This is a genomic window from Methyloparacoccus sp. NF-16 (assembly GCF_056880625.1).
On the sequence record NZ_CP174130.1, the window covers coordinates 996,810 to 1,014,466 of the forward strand.

The 17,657-nt window shown below is 65.9% G+C and carries 14 protein-coding genes and 1 pseudogene; 9 read left to right on the forward strand and 6 right to left on the reverse strand.

What is annotated here, in order from left to right:
• The first annotated feature begins 79 nt into the window (after window positions 1–79).
• Entirely contained in the window at window positions 80–940 is an 861-nt protein-coding gene (locus ACH5N8_RS04870) for an isocitrate lyase/PEP mutase family protein (protein WP_460028515.1), read from the forward strand.
• A 62-nt stretch (window positions 941–1,002) separates the two neighbouring features.
• On the opposite strand, the gene ACH5N8_RS04875 is transcribed toward ACH5N8_RS04870, so the two are convergent.
• Window positions 1,003–1,872 (reverse strand): DUF542 domain-containing protein, encoded by an 870-nt coding sequence (locus ACH5N8_RS04875; protein ID WP_483282733.1) that lies wholly within the window; start codon window positions 1,870–1,872, stop codon window positions 1,003–1,005.
• 376 nt (window positions 1,873–2,248) lie between these two features.
• On the opposite strand from ACH5N8_RS04875, the gene ACH5N8_RS04880 reads away from it, so the two are divergent.
• Complete coding sequence (locus ACH5N8_RS04880) at window positions 2,249–5,611, forward strand: CHASE domain-containing protein (RefSeq protein WP_483282734.1); 3,363 nt, start codon at window positions 2,249–2,251, stop codon at window positions 5,609–5,611.
• 63 nt (window positions 5,612–5,674) lie between these two features.
• Here ACH5N8_RS04880 and ACH5N8_RS04885 read toward each other — a convergent pair whose 3' ends face one another.
• The 3 genes from ACH5N8_RS04885 to ACH5N8_RS04895 are packed head-to-tail and all read right to left on the reverse strand — an operon-like array spanning window position 5,675 to window position 7,390.
• Entirely contained in the window at window positions 5,675–6,361 is a 687-nt protein-coding gene (locus ACH5N8_RS04885) for an alpha/beta hydrolase family protein (protein WP_483282735.1), read from the reverse strand.
• 43 nt (window positions 6,362–6,404) lie between these two features.
• Window positions 6,405–6,854 carry a DUF2721 domain-containing protein gene (locus tag ACH5N8_RS04890; RefSeq protein WP_483282736.1) on the reverse strand — a complete coding sequence of 150 codons (450 nt, stop codon included), beginning with the start codon at window positions 6,852–6,854 and terminating at the stop codon, window positions 6,405–6,407.
• Window positions 6,851–7,390 (reverse strand): YkgJ family cysteine cluster protein, encoded by a 540-nt coding sequence (locus ACH5N8_RS04895; RefSeq protein WP_483282737.1) that lies wholly within the window; start codon window positions 7,388–7,390, stop codon window positions 6,851–6,853. The genes ACH5N8_RS04890 and ACH5N8_RS04895 overlap by 4 nt, the downstream gene beginning before the upstream one ends.
• Before the next feature lie 501 nt (window positions 7,391–7,891).
• On the opposite strand from ACH5N8_RS04895, the gene ACH5N8_RS04900 reads away from it, so the two are divergent.
• The gene (locus tag ACH5N8_RS04900; protein ID WP_460028521.1) at window positions 7,892–9,325 is read left to right on the forward strand and encodes a patatin-like phospholipase family protein; all 1,434 of its coding nucleotides are present in this window, start codon (window positions 7,892–7,894) and stop codon (window positions 9,323–9,325) included.
• Between the two features lie 15 nt (window positions 9,326–9,340).
• Here the strand turns inward: ACH5N8_RS04900 and ACH5N8_RS04905 are convergent, their stop codons facing one another.
• Both ACH5N8_RS04905 and glpK read right to left on the reverse strand, forming a co-directional pair.
• Window positions 9,341–11,404, reverse strand: a complete 2,064-nt coding sequence (locus tag ACH5N8_RS04905; protein ID WP_460028522.1) for an InlB B-repeat-containing protein — start codon at window positions 11,402–11,404, stop codon at window positions 9,341–9,343.
• A 111-nt stretch (window positions 11,405–11,515) separates the two neighbouring features.
• The gene (glpK, locus tag ACH5N8_RS04910) at window positions 11,516–13,024 is read right to left on the reverse strand and encodes a glycerol kinase GlpK (RefSeq protein ID WP_460028523.1); all 1,509 of its coding nucleotides are present in this window, start codon (window positions 13,022–13,024) and stop codon (window positions 11,516–11,518) included.
• Between the two features lie 169 nt (window positions 13,025–13,193).
• Between glpK and ACH5N8_RS04915 the strand changes: the two genes are divergently transcribed.
• The 6 genes and pseudogenes from ACH5N8_RS04915 (at window position 13,194) to ACH5N8_RS04940 (ending at window position 17,357) form a co-directional block, all read left to right on the forward strand.
• Complete coding sequence (locus ACH5N8_RS04915) at window positions 13,194–14,213, forward strand: TonB-dependent receptor (protein ID WP_460028524.1); 1,020 nt, start codon at window positions 13,194–13,196, stop codon at window positions 14,211–14,213.
• Window positions 14,214–14,534: 321 nt separating this feature from the next.
• Window positions 14,535–14,876, forward strand: a pseudogene (locus tag ACH5N8_RS04920) (transposase); the annotation flags it as partial.
• A 268-nt stretch (window positions 14,877–15,144) separates the two neighbouring features.
• Window positions 15,145–15,660: a hypothetical protein gene (locus ACH5N8_RS04925; protein WP_483282738.1), complete on the forward strand. Its 516-nt coding sequence runs from the start codon at window positions 15,145–15,147 to the stop codon at window positions 15,658–15,660.
• Between the two features lie 86 nt (window positions 15,661–15,746).
• A complete protein-coding gene (locus tag ACH5N8_RS04930) occupies window positions 15,747–16,217 on the forward strand; it encodes a hypothetical protein (protein ID WP_460028606.1) in 471 nt (156 codons plus the stop codon).
• 190 nt (window positions 16,218–16,407) lie between these two features.
• Window positions 16,408–16,842 carry a helix-turn-helix domain-containing protein gene (locus ACH5N8_RS04935; RefSeq protein ID WP_483281920.1) on the forward strand — a complete coding sequence of 145 codons (435 nt, stop codon included), beginning with the start codon at window positions 16,408–16,410 and terminating at the stop codon, window positions 16,840–16,842.
• On the forward strand, window positions 16,761–17,357 hold the full coding sequence (locus ACH5N8_RS04940) for an IS630 family transposase (RefSeq protein WP_483282739.1): 597 nt from the start codon (window positions 16,761–16,763) through the stop codon (window positions 17,355–17,357). The genes ACH5N8_RS04935 and ACH5N8_RS04940 overlap by 82 nt, the downstream gene beginning before the upstream one ends.
• The last annotated feature ends 300 nt before the right edge of the window (window positions 17,358–17,657 follow it).

A 17,657-nucleotide genomic window follows, 5' to 3' on the forward strand; every position in this document is an offset into this window, starting at 1 on the left:
CGATAGTTATGGACCCGACCCGGCCTCGGCGCAACGGGTCCGCTACCCGGCTCCCGACACCAACTCCAACTCCGCATCCATGAATCCGTCAATCGAAAAGCTCAAGAACCTGCTGGCCGGTCCCGATCTGCTGACGATGCCCTGCTGTTTCGACGGCCTGTCGGCGCGGCTGGTCGAGCAGGCCGGTTTCCCACTGACCTTCATGAGCGGCTTCGCCGTGTCGGCGGCCCGCCTGGCCCGCCCCGATACCGGCCTGATCTCCTATGGCGAGATGCTGGATCAGGGGCGCGCCATCCTCGAGGCGGTCGGCATTCCGGTCATCGGCGACGGGGACACCGGTTACGGCAATGTCGCCAACGTCCGGCGCACCGTCGAGGGCTACGCCCGCGCCGGCTTTGCCGGGATCATGATCGAGGACCAGGTGGCGCCCAAGCGATGCGGCCACACCCGGGGGAAGGCGGTCGTCGAGCGCGCCGAGGCCTGCGCCCGCATCCGGGCCGCCGTGCAGACCCGCGACAGCGGCGCCGGGATTCTCGTCATGGCGCGCACCGATGCCCGCGCCACGGAGGGTTTTGCCGAGGCCCTCTGGCGCATGCAAGCGTTCGCCGATCTGGGTGCCGACATCCTGTTTCTCGAGGCGCCGCAGGACGAGGCCGAAATGGAACGCTTCTGCAACTCGGTGCCGGGCCCCAAGATGGCGAACATGCTGGAGGAGGGCGTCACGCCCATTTTGCCGCCGGCGCGGCTGGCCGAACTGGGCTACAGCATCGCCGCCTATCCCCTGACCCTGCTGGCCACCGCCGTATATGCGATGCGCGTGGCCCTGGCCGATCTGGCCGCCGGCCGCACCCCCGAGCGCCGGGTCGACTTCGGGACCCTCCGCGACATCGTCGGCTTCGACGCCCATGACGACTGGCTGGCGTCATTCGACCGGCGGTGACGCCAAGGGGCGGGTGAGCCAGCGCTGAGACCGCCGGGAACCCCGGAAACCCTGCGGCCGGGTCAAGGCCCATCGCACAGCTGCCGCAGGCGCGGGAACAGCACTTCGTTCTCCAGGTAGATGTGGTGCATCAGGTGGGTTTCCAGCTCCTCGAGGGCCTGGAACGCGATGCGGTAGGTCGAGCAAGCATCGGTGGGCGGGGTGAAATCGGCGCTGAGTTCGCGAAGCTGCCGCAGCAGGGCGCCAAGGGCCTTGTGCTCGCGCCGGTTTCTGTCGATCAGTTCGCCGATCGACGCGAAGTCGGCCGGCGACGGCATGGCCTGTTTCGGCGCGGGGTGGTGCAGCGCCTTGATGCAGGGGAGCAGGATGTCTTCCTCCTGGAGCAGGTGCGATGCCAGGATCGCCTGCAGTTCGGCGAAGCCGTCGGCCAGCGGTTGCAACTCCGGATGGGCGCCACCGTGCTGGGCGAGTACCTTGCCGAGAAGGGTCTGAATGCGGGGCAGTCTGGCCCGGGTGAAGCGATGGTGCCGGCCCGAGATGAAGCCGGCCTGTTCGGTCACCGTCTGTTGCTCGGGTGCCAGCAGGCTTTCGCCTTGCGCCCGCACCAGGGCGCCGAAGACGTCGTCCAGGTCGAGCTGGTTTCGCCGGCACGCTTCCGCCAGCGTCTGTTCGCCCATGCAGCAGGCATCGAGGCGATAGGTTTCCAGCACCCTGGCGGCGGCGGAACCGGACAGGGCGATGTCTCTGAGCGTCATGGCGGTGTTGATGGTCATGGCGTGGCTGTCTGCGGTGGTGGGACGGTCGGGCAACCCGGCCGGCATTGTACGCGGCATGCCGGTGGCATCGGCCGTGGAGACGATGGCGGCGAATCGGGGGAGTGTCTCCGCCCGGTCGCCCGGGCCCCTAGGCTTCCTGCCGGCGCCATTGCTCATGTCCGTGGGCAAGGGCTTTTTAATAATTTCGAAATGGGAGAGACTAGCAATATTTGATGAGCAATCATAAATACAGTTTTTCGACCGTATTTGTGATCCGATATTTCCTGCCGGCAGGACCGTTGTCCGCCGCGATTTCCGGCTGCCTGCCAGCCAGCAACGCCTTGGCCGGATTTGGCCTGCCGGGGCCGCGGGACGGGGAATTTCCGGGCCGCGGGCGTGTCTGCACGCCATTTTGGGCCGCATGCGAAAGGGTTTCTCCCGGCAGGTGGTTCCCTGCCGCTGGCCCGGTGCCGGACGCCGTGGCCGGGTCGGGCCCAGGTTCCCGGGATATGTCGCCCTCTCTTGCGCCACCTGATCGTATTTCCGCGCCGCCATGACGATCCTTGAGCAGCTCCGCCTGGCGATGGCCTATGTGGGGCTTGGGGCCATCGGGCTGATGCTGGCGATAGCCCCCGGGTATGCCAGCCCGATATTTCCCGCCGCCGGCCTGGCGCTGGCCGCCGTGCTCAATCATGGCCGATCCGCCCTGCCGGCGCTATGGCTGGGGTCCTTTGTCCTGAATCTGGCGCACACCGTCATCCATGGTGTCCTCGACCCGGCCAGCACCTGGGCGGCGGCCATCATCGCCCTCGGGTCATCCATGCAGGCCTGGTCGGGCAGCCTGCTCGTGCGCCACGGGCTGGGCACGGCCTGGCGGCGGCTCGAAACCGAGCGGGATACGCTCCGGTTCCTGTTCTTCGGTGGCTTCCTGGCCTGCACCATTGCCGCCTCCATCAACGCCCCGGCACTCCTTGCCATCGGCATCATCCACAGGGCCCAGTTCGCCTTTACCTGGTGGAACTGGTATGTCGGCGATTTGCTGGGTGTCCTGATCTTTGCGCCGCTGACCATCTGTTTTGTCTGCTCCCGGGAAATCTTATGGCGCGAACGCTGCCAGAAAATGGCCGCCCCGGTGATCCTGACGCTTGGGCTGACGGCACTGGCCTTCATGGGGGTTGCCCGATGGGAGGAATTGATCCAGAGGCAAAACCTCGAGAGCGACGGGGAAAAAATCGCCAAGAATATTGCCGACCGGCTGGTCACCCACCGGGAGGTCCTGGCATCCCTGAATCATTTCATCCAGGCGCGGCCGGATTTCACCTTCCAGGAATTCGAAACGTTTACCCGGGTAACCCTGCGGGACAATCCGGATATCTTTGCCCTCAGCGTCAACGATCTGGTGCCCGACGGGCAGCGGGCCGCCTACGAGCGGGCGATGAGCGAGCTGTCACCCCTGGGGGCCTTCCGCATCACCGACCGGGACAGCCGCAAGCAGCCGATTCCTTCGGCCCATCGCCTGTTTCATGTGGTCGTCCGCTACATCGTGCCGCTGGCCGGCAACCATGAGGCGGTCGGCTTCGATATCAATTCCGAGCCCATCCGCCAGGACGCCATCGCGCGGGCCATGGCCAGCGGCAGGATGGCGGTCACCGCGCCCATCCGCCTGGTGCAGGAAAAACAGTCGCGGGTTGGCGTGCTTGAGCTCGACCCCATCCTCGAACATCCCCTGTCCGGGATCCGGGGCGTTGCCGACGTGCGCCGTTTCGCGGTCTCCGTGGTCAAGGTCGACCAGATGCTCGAGATCGCCACGCGCGGCCTGGTGCCGGAGGGCCTGTCGTTCCGGGTGACCGATGCCCGCGAGGCCGGCCCCCATGGCCTGTTGTACCGGTCCACCGCGACCGGGGACGCGGCGACGCCCGCGGACGCCCGGCACCGGGATGCCCCGGAATGGACGACATCCCTGCACATGGCCGACCGCGAGTGGCTGCTCACGGTCGCCGCCGACGAAGCCTATCGACAGCAGCAGCGCCCCTGGCTGGCCTGGGCCGTGGGCGTGGTCGGCTTGCTGTTTACCGCGCTTTTGCAGATTCTGCTCCTGGGCATGACGGGCCGGGCGGCGCTGATCCGGCAGCAGAACGACATCCTGCAGGCCAGCCAGGCGCAACGGCTGCTGGCCGAGCAGAAGCTGCAAGCCCTGAACAGCCGGCTCGAGCAGCGCGTGGCGGCGCGCACCGAGGCCCTGGCCCGGAAATCCACCGAGTTGGCCATTGCCGAGGAACGCATGCGCCTGGCGCTGCAGGCCAGCAACGGGAGCCTGTGGGACTGGAATGTCACGACCGGGGAAACCTATTGCAACCCGGCCTACTACCGCATGCTGGGCTACGATCCGCAGGAACTGGGAAGCGGCATCCAGGGCCATCTCGTCGAACTCCTGCACCCGGAAGACAGGGAGCGGGTCTTCACCCTGATCCGCGAGCGGCTGGTGTCTCCCGGCAGTTTCGAGGTCGAGTTCCGCCTGCGGGACAAGGGCGGCCACTATCATTGGATGCTCAGCAAGGGACATACGGTTGACTGGGATACCCGCGGCAGGCCCGTGCGCGCGGTGGGAACCTACACCGACATCACCGAGCGCAAGGAGGCCGAGCTGGCCCTGCAGCAGAGCGAGCTGCGATATCGGGACCTGAGCAACCTGCTGGAGAAGAAGGTCGCGGAGCGCACCGAGCAGCTGGCGGAAGCCAGTGCCGCCAAGAGCACCTTCCTCGCCCACATGAGTCATGAGCTGAGGACCCCGATGAACGCCATACTGGGCTTCGCGCAGATACTCCGGCACGATCGGTTGACGGCCGAACAGGTGGACATGGTGGCGACGATCCATGAGGCGGGCGAAAACCTCATGACCATCATCAACGACATTCTGGATCTGTCGAAGATCGAATCCGGGCAGCTTCGCATGGAGCGGCAGGAATTTACCCTGACCGTCCTGCTCGACCGGGTTCGGCGATTGTTGCAGAACATGGCCAAGGGCAAGGGTCTGGGCTTTCAGCTGCTGCCGCCCGAACAGGAGCTGGGCACCCTGTATGGCGACCCCCAGCGGCTCCAGCAGGTGCTGATCAACCTGGCCGGCAATGCCATCAAGTTTACCGAGCGGGGCAGCGTCCAGATTCTGGTGATTGCCGAGAGCGCGCAGGGCCATTCCGCGCGCGTGCGCTTCGAGGTCAGGGATACCGGCATCGGCATCGCTGCCGACGTCCTGGCAAGGCTTTTCCAGCCGTTCAACCAGGGCGATGCCAGCATCACGCGGCGGTTCGGCGGTACCGGTCTGGGGCTGGTCATCAGCAAGGGGCTGGTGGAACAGATGGGCGGCCAGATGGGCGTCGTCAGCCGGCTGGGGCAGGGCAGCACCTTCTGGTTCGAGATGCCGTTCGACCGGGCCGTGCAGGAATATCCGGCGGTGATCCGGCTGGTCCCGAAGCCCAGGCCGCCGGCCAGCGGCCGCCTGGCCGGGACAAGGGTGTTGGTGGTCGAGGACAACCTCATCAACCAGCGTCTGGCCCGGCGCGTTCTCCAGCAGCAAGGTGCCATCGTCGGACTCGCGGGCAATGGGCAGGAGGCGCTGGACACCCTGACCAGCCAGCCGCACGGCTTCGACATCGTGCTGATGGACATCCAGATGCCGGTCATGGACGGACTGACCACCGCCCGGGAAATCCGCAAGCACGACACCCTCAAGGACTTGCCGATCATCGCCCTGTCGGCCGGGGTCCTGCCCGAGGAACGCGAGGCCGCCTTCCGGGCCGGCATGGACGATTTCCTCGCCAAGCCGCTGGATCTGGACCAGCTGACCGAGGTATTGCCCCGTTACTGCCAATCTCCCGCTCCCGGCCCGGAAGCGGCCGGGGCGAGGGAGTTGACGTGAGATGAGCCGGCTGTAGCCCCTGGCCGGTGGCCCCGCGGGGTCCGCGAGAGCCACCGGGGTGCATCACCGGGGCAGCCGGTCCATCCAGTCCAGGGTAGCCCGGATCATGTCCCGGTAGACCGAGTCCTGGTCCAGGCCGAGCGCTTTCGCCACCTTGAAACCGTGATCGCCGCCCGCGACGATCTTCAGGGCGGCGGGGCCGGCCAGTTGCGGCAGCTGCGCTTGCAGCAGGTCAAGGTCGCACAGGGTATCCCGGGTGCCTTGCAGGAACAGGGCCGGGCAGTGAATGTCCGGCCAGTGCCCGGTGCGAATCCTGTCAGGCTGCCGGGCCGGATGCAGCGGGTAGCCGAGGAACACCAGCCCGTCGCATGGCAGGCCGTGGGCAACGGCCAGCGAAGCCATCCGGCCACCCATGCTCTTGCCGCCCAGCAGCAGCCGACCCGGCCGCCAGCTGGGGTGATGCCTGACGGCGCTGGCGACGGCCACCCAGGTCTGTTCCAGCACCGCCGGGCGGTCCGGGGCCTTGCGCCCGGATTCGGTATAGGGGAAGTTGAAGGTGACGCTGAGCAGGCCGGCCCTGGCAAAGGCCCGGTGAAAACAGCGCATGAACGGATGGTGCATGTCGTTGCCCGCCCCGTGCGCCAGGATGATGGCGTCGGACTGGCCCGGCACGAAGCGGTCCGGCATGGCCCAGAGCGCGGTGATGTCGGTGCCCGGCCGGACGCGTATCGTGTGCGAGTGCTCCTGCATGGCGGCGTTCCCGTGGTGGTGGTCCAGGTGGCGGCCGGCCCCGTCACTCGCGCCGGAGCGTGCTGCCCACCCAGGTATGCCGGACCGCCATCTGGATTTCCCCCAGGAACAGGATCAGCGCCAGGATCAAGGTGCACATCGCCAGCACGAACAGCACGCCGAGGGTCTCCGAGGGATCGAAGTGCAGCAGGCCGCCGAGAAACAGCAGGGCCACCAGCGTGCAGATCAGCAGGGCACTGGCGACGCACAGGCCGACCGCCGAGCCGGCCAGTTTCAGGCGGCGCAGCTGAACCTTCAGCTCGACCCGCGATATCTCGACCGATTGCCCGGCCTCGATGAGCGTTTCCAGCCGGCGGGCGCGATCCACCAGACGGGCGATGCGGATACTCAGCACATTGATGAAGCTGCCGATGCCGGTCAGCAGGAACACGGGCGCCACCGCCACCTTGATCAGTTCGGCGATATCGGCGACGTCGTAGTAGCTCTCTATCATGGCGGGCTGTCTCCCGCATTCGGCACGTCATCCGTCCCGGACCGCTGGCCGAACGCCGACGCGAACCAGTCCGTCAATGCCCGTGCCTGCCCAAGGTCGCGCAGGCCACGCTGTACGCGATCCTGATTGCCCCACACCACCTCCGCCAGCTCGCCGCTGGCGACACGCGCCTCGATGTCCCGGCAGTACAGGCCCAGGTCCCGCTCGACGTAGAAACCGTAGGTCCGGCACGCCACGGGGCGATAGGCATAGACGCGGCAGGCGCCAGCGGTGCGATCCAGCAGCGGGCAGACCAGCGGGCGCTGCGGCGTCGCGGCCAGGGACCGGAGCGCCTGGCGGATGCTGTCGAGTTGTGCCGGTGGCAGCGCGTTCAAGCCCTGGTGGAGCAACGCCCACTCCGCGGGCGTCAGTTGCGGCATCTCCGCCAGGCGCCGGCAGCAGCCATCGCAGCCGCGGCGGCAGAGCCAGTCGGGGTGCGCCGCGCGAATCGCCTCGACGCGTGCCGCGATGTCGGCATGGAGTCGGGCGAGCGTCATGGCTGGCCGCCGGCTATCGGGGCGGCATCCCGGGCGATGCGGGCAGCGTGAGGGTCCGGCATGTTCAGATCGGCAGGATGGAGGGTCGACGTCCAGACGCGGCCCGGCGCAGGTCGGCATCGCCCCGCCCGCCGGCGTCCCAAGGGGTCACTTGATACCCAATAACGACGCATTGTTCAACAGGTGCCGGCCGCCGTGTGCGGGTCCGTCCTAGGCACCGCCGGGACGCCGCCGTCCGCCGCAAAACGGATCGAGGCTCGGGTGTCCAACCCGCGCAACCCGTGGCAAACGGCTCGTTTGCGGAACAGTGCCAAAATTCGCCTTGATGATGCGCGAAGCCATAGAATGACGACCGTCCCGAGGGTTCGAGATGGGCCTTGCCGTCCAGCCGCAAAGGGCGGGATCGGCATGGCCTGCCGTTGCGGGCCTTGCGCCACGCCATTTTCGCTTCCCAGCGGGCAACCCGACCCTTTCCTCCATTTGTCCTGTGAGTTTTTCAACGTGAGCGACAGATTCCGCCCAAGGATTCCCCGTACCTTCTTCCTGCTGGCGTTGCTGCTGGTGCAGGGCTGCGCGTCGATCTACAAGCCGCAGAACGAGCCGATTAGCAAGATCGACAACAGCAAGGGGTACCGGATGCGGACCACGCGCAACGGCGATTTCGGCGATCACCTCATCTTCATGGCGTTCTCCGGCGGCGGTACCCGCGCGGCAGCGCTTTCCTACGGGGTATTGAAGGAGCTGCGCGATACGCAGGTCAATTCGCATCAGCAGCGCGTGCGGCTGCTGGATGAGGTCGACACCATCAGCTCGGTGTCGGGCGGCAGCTTTACCGCCGCCTACTACGGCCTGTTCGGCGACAAGATCTTCACGGATTACGAAGGGGTCTTCCTGCGGCAGAGCATCCAGGGCACGCTGATCCGCAAGCTGTTCAGTCCGGCCTATTGGTGGAACAGCCTTTTCAGCGGCTTCGACCGCACCGAGATGGCCATCGACTATTACGACCGGCAAATCTTCGAGGGCAAGACCTTTGCCGATTTCAACCTGAGGCAGGGACCTTTCATCGAGATCAATGCCACCGATCTGGGGGTCGGCAACCGTTTCTCCTTCATCCAGGGTTTCTTCGACCTGATCTGCTCGGACCTGGACCAGATGTCCATCGCCCGTGCGGTGACGGCCTCCTCGGCGGTGCCGATCGCGTTCCCGACCGTGGTGCTCAAGAACTACGCCGGGCAATGCGACCAGCGTGACTCGGGGCTGGTCAAGTTCTTCGACCGGTACAGCGGCGAAGACCCGCGGGTCAAGGAAATAAAGGACCGCATCGCCTCCTACCTGGACGGCAAGAGCCGCCCCTACATCCACCTGGTGGACGGCGGCATCAGCGACAACCTGGGCCTCAGGGCCTTGACCGACCGCATCGAGACGCTGGGCAGCGGACTGATCTTCGAGACCCTGCACAAGGTGCCGAGGAACATCCTGGTCATCTTCGTCAACGCTCAGGTGAAGCCGGAGCGCGGGATCGACCGCTCGGCGGAAAAGCCCTCGATCACCGATACCATCGATGCCTTCTCGGACGCGCAGATGTCGCTCTACAACGACGAGACCCGGCTGCTGATCCAGCGAAAGCTGCAAGAGCTGAAGGATCACATGCACGAGCGGGGCCATGAGGTGAACGTCTATCTCTCCGAGGTCTCGTTCGAGTCCGTCCAGGCGAAGACCCTGAGGACCTACCTCAACAGCCTGCCGACGACCCTGGAGCTGTCCGACCAGGATGTCGACATGCTGATCGATGCCGCTGCCACCATCCTTCGCGGCAATCCCGGTTACCGCAACTTCCTGGAGGCGAATGGCGGCCTGCGGTTCAGCCACCCCACCCATGCCGGGGATGGCCGTCCGCCGGTGGTGAAGGCCGCCGCACCTTCCGCCAGGCCATAGCCATCGGGGCCGGCTTCATTCGAAGCGTGCGCTGACCTTGCGGCGGCCATCCATCTGCACCTGGCAGGCGGGATCGGTGCCGCTGCAACCGTCGCCCCAGCCGACGAAGCGATGGCCGGCGGCCGGGGTGGCGCTGAGGGTGACGGCGGTCCCGGCGGTGAAGCGCGCTTGGCAGCGGCGGGCCTGGTTGCCGCATGTCAGGCCCGCCGGTGCGCTGGCGACGCTGCCGAAACGGGTTTTGCCGAGGTCGAGGGTGTATTTCGGCAACGGCTTGAACTGCGCCTGTACCGTGGTCGTCGGCCGGGTCAGGGTCACCGTGCAGCGCGACCCCTCGGCGGCCGGGCATCCCGTCCATTTGCCGGACTGGTAGCCTGCCTTCGGGGTGGCGCTCAGGGTGACCACGGCATCCTTGCCAAAGGCTTGCTGGCAGTTTATCTCCTGGCCGCCGCAGCTGATGCCTGCCGGCTCGCTGCTGACCAGGCCGTTGCCCGGGCGCTGGACCTTGAGCTTGTAGTCGGCCGAGGCCACGAACCGGGCCGATACCTCGCGATTCTGGTTCATCCGCAGTTCGCAAGCCTTGGTGCCCTGGCAGGCGCCCGACCAGCCGAGGAAATTGCTGTCCGCGGCTGGCGCGGCGAGCAGCGTGATCTTGGTGCCCTCCAGGAAGCTCGCGTTGCAGGTCTTGCCGCAGTCGATCCCCGATGGGGTGCTGGTGACGGCGCCGGCCCCGGGCGTGCCGGTGCGGCTTACCTTGAGCGTGTAATGCTGGGCAACATAGCGGCCCAGACTGGCCTGCACGATTCCGACAGCACCATGATTGGCCAGCCAGACCACGGCTGCGCGGTTCTTGCCCTGCATCGTCACCTGCGGCAGTTCCGCTTTCTGGCTGGCCTGGCTCAGGACGGCGCTCGGCGACCAGCCGCCGTCCTGGTAATGACTGCCGCGGATGAGGTCCAGCGTACCGTTGGAGCGTGTCCAGGCAGCCGTCGCGTTGCCGCTGGCATCCATCGCGATGCGGGGAAAGGCCGCGTTGAGGTTGGCGACAAAGTCCGGCAGTTCGTTCCAGGCCCCGCCCTGATAGCGCCGGCTGCGGATCACCCAGACGCCGTCCGGACGCTGCTGCATCCACATGGCCATGGCAACGCCCGCCAGGCTGGCGGCGACCTGGGGGCTGTTCGCGTTTTCCCCGAGTGGACTCAGCAGGGTTGCCTGGCTCCAGCCGCCGTTGGCGAAGCGCCGGCTGAGCACGTAGTAGAGACCGCCGCCACCGGCCTGCAGCCAGACCACCGTGACCTCCCCGTTTTCGTCCACTGCCAGCTGCGGCTGCCTGGCGATACCGTCCATGGTGGTCAATGGCACGACGGTGGTCCACTGTCCGTTCTCGAAGTGGATGCTCTCGATGCTGCTGAACGAGCCCAGGCTGCTGGTCCAGACGACCGTCACATGGCCGCCCGGGCCGATCGCCACCTGTGGCTCGGAAGCGTTTTCCTGTGACCGGCTCAGCTGGTAGACCCTGCTCCAGTTGCCGTCCAGCAGCAGGCGGGCCTGCAGCACGCGGCTGTTGCCGGCCACGCTGATCCAGGTCGCGACCGCCTGACCGGTGGCGTTCATCGCGACGCGGGGGGTATCCGGGAGGATGCCCGGTTCACTGAGCGCCAGTGGCGTATTCCAGCCGGCAGCCTCGCGGCGGTAGAGGGCGGTTGCAACCGCTTCGGTAATGCCGTCGGAATTGACCCAGACAGCCCGCGCATTGCCGTTCCCGTCCATGGCGACGTCCGGCTGGGCGGCATTTTCCCCCAGCCGGTTGACCCGGGTGGTCGGCCCCCAGGTGCTGTTGTCCAGCTGCGCGCTCTGCAGGACCAGGTTGTTGCCATTGTTGAGCACCCATACCGCCGCCGCCTGGCCCGCCTGGTTGCCGGCGATCCGTGGCGGTCGCGCGTTGCGCAGGCTGCTGCTCAGGTTGCGGATGTCGTCGGACCAGATCCAGCCGGCCCGGCAGGTGGACACGAGGCTGAGGGCGATCAGCAACAGCAGGGCCAGCCGCCGCGCGGTGGCCTTCGGACGGGTATGGGCAGTCATGGATGGGTCCCCCTTCGAATTGTTCGTGAAACCACCGTGGTGTCAGGGGCATCCAGCATACCAAGCGGCAAGCCAGAAGATCAGGCGGTTTATCCTTTTATCTGGCGCCGCTTATTGCCCTGCTTCCGCGCTCTGCGAATCCACCCAGTCCAGGCTGCGGGTCACGGCCTTTTTCCAGCCGCCATACAGGGCAGCCTGCCGGTCGGCCTCCATCCGCGGTTCCCAGATCCGGTCGGATTGCCAGAGCCGGCGAAGCTCCGTCAGGTCGCGCCAGAGGCCGACCGCGAGCCCGGCTGCATAGGCCGCGCCCAGTGCCGTCGTTTCCGCGATGCGCGGGCGGATGACGGGCGCGCCCAGCAGGTCGGCCTGGAACTGCATCAGCAGCTCGTTGCCGACCATGCCGCCATCGACCTTGAGATGGCTCAGGGCATGGCCGGCGTCGAGCCGCATGGCGTCGAGGATTTCGCGGGTCTGGTAGGCGGTGGCTTCCAGGGTGGCGCGCGCCAGATGCCCCTTGTTGGCGTAGCGGGTCAGGCCGACGATGACGCCGCGGGCATCGTCGCGCCAGTAGGGTGCGAACAGACCGGAAAAGGCCGGGACGATATAGATGCCGCCGTTGTCGGGGACGGTCAGGGCCAGCGCCTCGATCTCGGCCGCCGACCGGATCAGCCCGAGATTGTCGCGTAGCCACTGCACCAGCGAGCCGGTCACGGCGATGGAGCCTTCCAGCGCGAAAACGGGCGCAGCCCCCTCCAGCTGGTAGGCGACCGTGGTCAGCAGGCCATGGGTGGAGCGCAGTCGCTGCTCTCCCGTGTTGAGCAGCATGAAGCAGCCGGTGCCGTAGGTATTTTTGGCCTCGCCCACCGCGAAGCAGGTTTGCCCGAACAGGGCCGCCTGCTGGTCGCCGAGGATGCCGGCCACGGGAACGCCCGAGAGGCAGCCGCGGGCAGTGCCGTGCCTGGCCGACGAGGGCCGGATGGTGGGCAGGAGGCTGCGCGGGATCGCCATCGCCTCCAGCAGTTCCTCGTCCCAGTCCAGCGTGTCGAGGTTCATCAGCAGCGTGCGCGAGGCGTTGCTGGGGTCGGTCACATGTACGCCCCCGGTCAGGTTCCACACCAGCCAGGTATCGAGGGTGCCGAACAGGAGTTCGCCGCGCCGGGCCCTTGCCCGTGCGCCGGGGACGTGATCCAGCAGCCATTGCAGCTTGGGACCGGAGAAGTAGGTGGCGATCGGCAGGCCGGTTTTGTCGCGCAGCCGGTCCGCCCCGGCCGCGCCGGCCAGCCGCCGGCACAGCGCCGCGGTGCGGGTGTCCTGCCAGACGATGGCGGGATGGATGGGCTGGCCGGTTGCCCGGTCCCAGACCACCACCGTCTCGCGCTGATTGGTGATGCCGACGGCGGCAACGTCATGGGACTTGCAGCCGGCCTGGGCCAGGGTTTCCCGGATGAGCCGCTCGCTGGTGTGCCAGATTTCCAGCGCATCATGCTCGACCCAGCCGGGCCGGGGATAAAACTGCCGATGCTCGGTTTGGGCGACGGCGACCATGCCGCCCCCACGGTTGAACAGGATGCAACGGGTACTGGTGGTGCCTTGATCGATGGCCAGCAAATAGTCGGACATGACGCCTGGGTGGGCAGCGGTGGGTCGGGGAATGCGGCAGAATACCGGAGCCATGGCCGCGAATGGAATGCCTCCTCAACCCCGGTTCCGTCCACCCATCCGCTTGCGGCAGACCGGCCGCCGGGGCGGGTCGGCGGCTGGATCGCCCTGGGGAAGGGCCGCACCGCTGTTGCCGGCCTGCCTGATCCTGTGGCTGTGCCGTCCGGGGTGGTCGATTGCCGGGGAGGATTGGCAGGCGCGGGCCTGGAGCACCTTCTATTATACCGACGATGTCGCTCTCTTCTCCGCGTCGCGCCGCTTGTCGCTGAATGCCGATCCGACCCAGCCGGCGCTGGACGATCGGCTGACGGGGCAGGGCAGCGACGGCGTTTTCGAACCGGGCCTGAAACTTTCCAGAAATTTCCGGACCGATTTCGGCACAACCCGGCTTGAGGCCAGCGGCGATGGCTATGTCTACCTGACCCGCACGCAGTTCACGCATGGCACCCTGCGACTACAGGCGCAGCAGGCCTTTACCGACACCACCGCGCTGAACCTGATCTATTACTACAGCCCCGATCTGTACCTGGGCGAGAATCTGGTGCGCCAGCCGGGACTGTTGCCGGCGGCGGCCGAGCCGGATGCCGAAGCGGGGCCTCTCGCCCCCGAAGTCCTGACCAGCAACATCGTCTCCCTGAGGCTGGATCAATCCCTGACGTCGACGCTCGGCTTCCAGCTGCTGGCCCGATACGGTAGCCGTCGCTACGACCCGGCCTTTGCGCAGCGCGATCTCGATTTCTGGACCCTGGGGCCTCACCTGAGCTGGAAGCCGCTGGCGGAGCTGACCTGGCTGGTCGGCTATCACTTCGAGCGCGGTCTGGCGGACGGACGCAGACAGCCCTGGCTGGCGGACGATGTCTCCTATGACAACAACTTTGTTTCCACCGAGCTGGAATACGAGTTTGCCGAACGCAACCGCCTGACGCTGGGACTGCACTACGAACTGAATGACTGGCTCAGCCGGCAGGCCCGCGACGCCCGCTATGGCACCTGCGAGAACGTCTATCAGGGTGAGATACTGCTCAGCCATGACTTCAGCGCGCTTACCCGGCTATATGGCGGTGTTCAGTATTCCAGCCGTTCGATCAATACGGATGATCCCGCGATCACCAATCTCAATGTCGCCTTCGGTATCCGGATGGATTTCTGAATCGGCGGGCGGCGCGGTGGTTCTGAACGGGGATTCCGGTCCATCCCGGCGCGATATCCTCCGCGTCTGATCCGTCCGGGGCGCGAGGTTTGAGCCGGACCCATGCGGTTTGTGCGCCTATCCGGGGCACCACTGTCCCATGCCTGAGGCGTTGTAGTCGGCCCTGAACAACCGCTGCAGCCCGCATGAATGCTGGCTTTTGGGGTGAGCACGAAGGTTCAGAACTCCCCGAATGAATTCCACTAGGTGCCAGTTTCTGGGAGATTTGTGATGTTCGCCGACGCGGCCACCGAGGACTTTTTCCGCGCCCGCCTGGACCCCATGATCGATCTGCGCCACCCGCTGGTGGTGTTGGCCTCTCGCATGCCGTGGCAGCGGCTCGAGGCATCGGTGGCGCACCTGTTCTCGCGCAAGGCGCGCGCCGCGCAGGCCATGCCCGATCTGGATCGGTTTGGTGAGGCTGGGCAACCCCTGGCGCGCAAGTCCAACGCCGGGCGCCCGCGGGTGCCGCTGCGCATCATGATGGCGCTGCTCTACCTCAAGCACGCCGTCAACCGCAGCGACGAGGCCGTGGTCGAGCGCGGGTGCGAGACACCTCGCTGGCAGTACGTCTCAGGTCTGGCGTACGACGAGGAGCGCCGGCCATGCGACGCCACCACGCGGGTCACGTGCCGCCGCCTGCTCGGCGAGGAAGGCGTGGAGGCGTTGTTGGCGCAGACTGTCAACCTGGCCGTGTCGCTCAAGCTACTTCCTGCGGCGGCCCTGGCCACCGTGGTGGTGGACGCCACCGTGCCGGAGACGGCGGTGGCGCACCCCACCGATTCGAAGCTGCTGGAGACGGCCCGCGCCAAACTGGTGGCCGCCGCGCAGGACGCCCTACGAGTTTGGGGTGAAGGTGGGCATTGCCGCCACCCTCCGGCACAACCTGATCGTGGGCGCCCGTGCGTTCCCCGGCAACCCGTACGACGGACACACCCTCAAAGAGCAGCTGGAGCAGGCGGCCATCGTGATGCAGGAGACGGGCATGAAGCCCGTGACGGCGTATGTGGACCTGGGCTACCGGGGCGTTGATGCCGACAACCCCACCGTTGCCATCAAGCACCGCGGCACGTACAAGACGCTCCCGGCCCGGGAGCGAACGCTGCTCAAACGCAGGCAAGCGATCGAGCTGATCATCGGGCACCTCACGGGCGATCACCGTATGGATCGCTGTCACGTGAAGGGCGAGCTGGGCGACAGCCTGCACGCTGGGTTGTGTGCGGCGGGCGACAACCTTCGCTGGCTGTTGCGCATGATTGCCAAGAAGGGCGTGTCCTTCTGGCTGCGGCTTTATTGGCGCCTGTGTCAGGCGGCGCCCATGCGGGCCAACTGGCCCCGGATGCTGCGCGACATCGCCTCCATCACGTCGAACCGGCCAGCGCCGGGAAGGGCGGCAGCTTGCGGATGAATAAATCAGGGCCGACGTTGTGGCCGCACACCGCATGCTGTACAGTCGAACAGGCCGATATCATAAGCACAAGAGAGGTACCTGCCGTGAACTCCGTCACTGTATATGCCGCCTGCACTCTGGCGCTTTTCCTCGCTTCCGGCGATCTCCTGGCGGCAAGATCGGGGCGGGGGCACGACCATGCTACAGCCGTCCAGGCCCAGAGCGAGAAAACCCAGAAATTCTGTTCCATCCAGACCTTGAAGGGCACCTACCTGTACTCGGAACGGGGTTACGACGAGGGCAATCCCTTTGCCGAGAGCGGTATGGAAACCTATGACGGCAAGGGCAACATCATCGGGTTCGGGAGCGACAGCAGCGACCCTGTCAATGGTTCGTTCGTCGGAACCTACCGTATCGAAGGGGACTGCTCGGGCACCCTGACCTATGACGGCGGGACGGTCTACAACATCTATGTGCAGCCCGATGGCAGCCTTTTCTCATTCCTCGATACCACCACGGGCAGCGTGCTTTCCGGCGAAGAGAAACGCATCTCGAAGAAACTGATTCTCAAGTAACCCTGGTCAGCCAGCGCCCAGGGTATTCCCACGGCGGGAATACGGCGGCATACCGGGTTTTCCGAAGGGTAAGCACTTCGCGACAAGTTGATTTGCCGTAAACTCTCGGCATTCTGGGATATGGACGGACGAGAGAGCAGTGGCACGAGTTGCACCGATAGAATTGGAGGACAGTGAGCGCGAATGCCTGATGGAGATCATCAAGAAGGGCGCGGATTGGCGCGAGCGAGATCGGGCGGAAACGATCTTGTTGCTGGCAGCAGGGTATAGCGTGCAATCGGTGGCGGAACAGCAGAGGCTGTGCCGGGAAGCGGTGCGGGTTCGGCGGCGCAAATGGCTAAAATCAGGTTTGGCGAGTTTGCCGGATCGACCGCGCAGCGGGGCACCGAGCAAGCTGACGGACGAGCACCGCCAGCAGTTGGGAACGTGGGTGGAGAGTGAAGCGTTGTCGTCGCGGGAATTGCTGACGCGCCTGGAGCGTGAATACCAGGTTGTCATCGGTCGGACCACCTTGCGCCTGGAATTGAAGCAACTGGGCTACGTGTGGAAGCGTACGCGCTACAGCTTGAAAAAAAACGCGATCCGGAGCGATTCGAACGGGCCCGAGGCGACATCGAAGATCTGATCCAACAGGCCCAAGCGGGCGAAATTGAGCTGGCTTATGTGGATGAGGCGGGTTTCGCGCCGCAACCGCCGAACCGCTCGGCCTGGAGCAAGGTGGGTGAAACGCATGCGGTGGTATCGAAGCGGCCGCAACGCCTGAATGTCATTGGCGCGCTGCTGTCCTCGAGGCGGTTGATGATGGCGAAGCTGTGGCATAGCGTGAATGGCCTGTGGTTCTTCGGTTTTCTCATGGCCCTGATCGAGCGGGTCAAGAAGCCGATGGTGGTAATCCTGGACAATGCATCGATCCACACGGCGAAAGCGCTGGAACCGTATTGGGAACTGCTGAAGGAGAAAGGCATGCGGTTTTACTTCCTGCCGCCCTACAGCCCGGAGTTGAACCGGATCGAAATCCTGTGGAAGAAGATGAAGTACGAATGGCTGCCCTTCAAGTCCTTCACGCCGACTGAGTTGGAACAGGCCATCGACAAAATCGGGGCTGGTTTCGGCTCAGAATACCAACTGACTTTCTGCTAGGCACTTAATGGCCGGTTTCATGCCGGCGGGTGGTGCGGAAAGACCGGCGCCGGGATAGCCGTTCTGGCGGATTGCCCCGGGACATCCGGACGTGGACGTGACGGATGGCCCGGCCCTGGCAGCAAGCCTGCCATCGGCAGGGGTTGCCAGCGCAATGCTGTGCCTGCCCACGAAGCGCGGATGACCGCGCTTGCCGCGACTGGCTTGCGGAAAGTCATCGCCCCGTCGAGTTCCCGGGCACAATCCATCGAGTCGGGCTGGCCCATCCCTCGTCAGGCCAGGGTGCCGGTCCTCCTGCCC

Bases quoted from the DNA above. Each gene is read 5' to 3' on its own strand.
- ACH5N8_RS04890 (WP_483282736.1), bottom strand. From the start codon at position 6,854: ATGATAGAGAGCTACTACGACGTCGCCGATATCGCCGAACTGATCAAG.
- glpK (WP_460028523.1), bottom strand. From the start codon at position 13,024: ATGTCCGACTATTTGCTGGCCATCGATCAAGGCACCACCAGTACCCGT.
- ACH5N8_RS04895 (WP_483282737.1), bottom strand. From the start codon at position 7,390: ATGACGCTCGCCCGACTCCATGCCGACATCGCGGCACGCGTCGAGGCG.
- ACH5N8_RS04880 (WP_483282734.1), top strand. From the start codon at position 2,249: ATGACGATCCTTGAGCAGCTCCGCCTGGCGATGGCCTATGTGGGGCTT.
- ACH5N8_RS04905 (WP_460028522.1), bottom strand. From the start codon at position 11,404: ATGACTGCCCATACCCGTCCGAAGGCCACCGCGCGGCGGCTGGCCCTG.
- ACH5N8_RS04875 (WP_483282733.1), bottom strand. From the start codon at position 1,872: ATGAGCAATGGCGCCGGCAGGAAGCCTAGGGGCCCGGGCGACCGGGCG.
- ACH5N8_RS04870 (WP_460028515.1), top strand. From the start codon at position 80: ATGAATCCGTCAATCGAAAAGCTCAAGAACCTGCTGGCCGGTCCCGAT.
- ACH5N8_RS04885 (WP_483282735.1), bottom strand. From the start codon at position 6,361: ATGCAGGAGCACTCGCACACGATACGCGTCCGGCCGGGCACCGACATC.
- ACH5N8_RS04935 (WP_483281920.1), top strand. From the start codon at position 16,408: ATGGAGATCATCAAGAAGGGCGCGGATTGGCGCGAGCGAGATCGGGCG.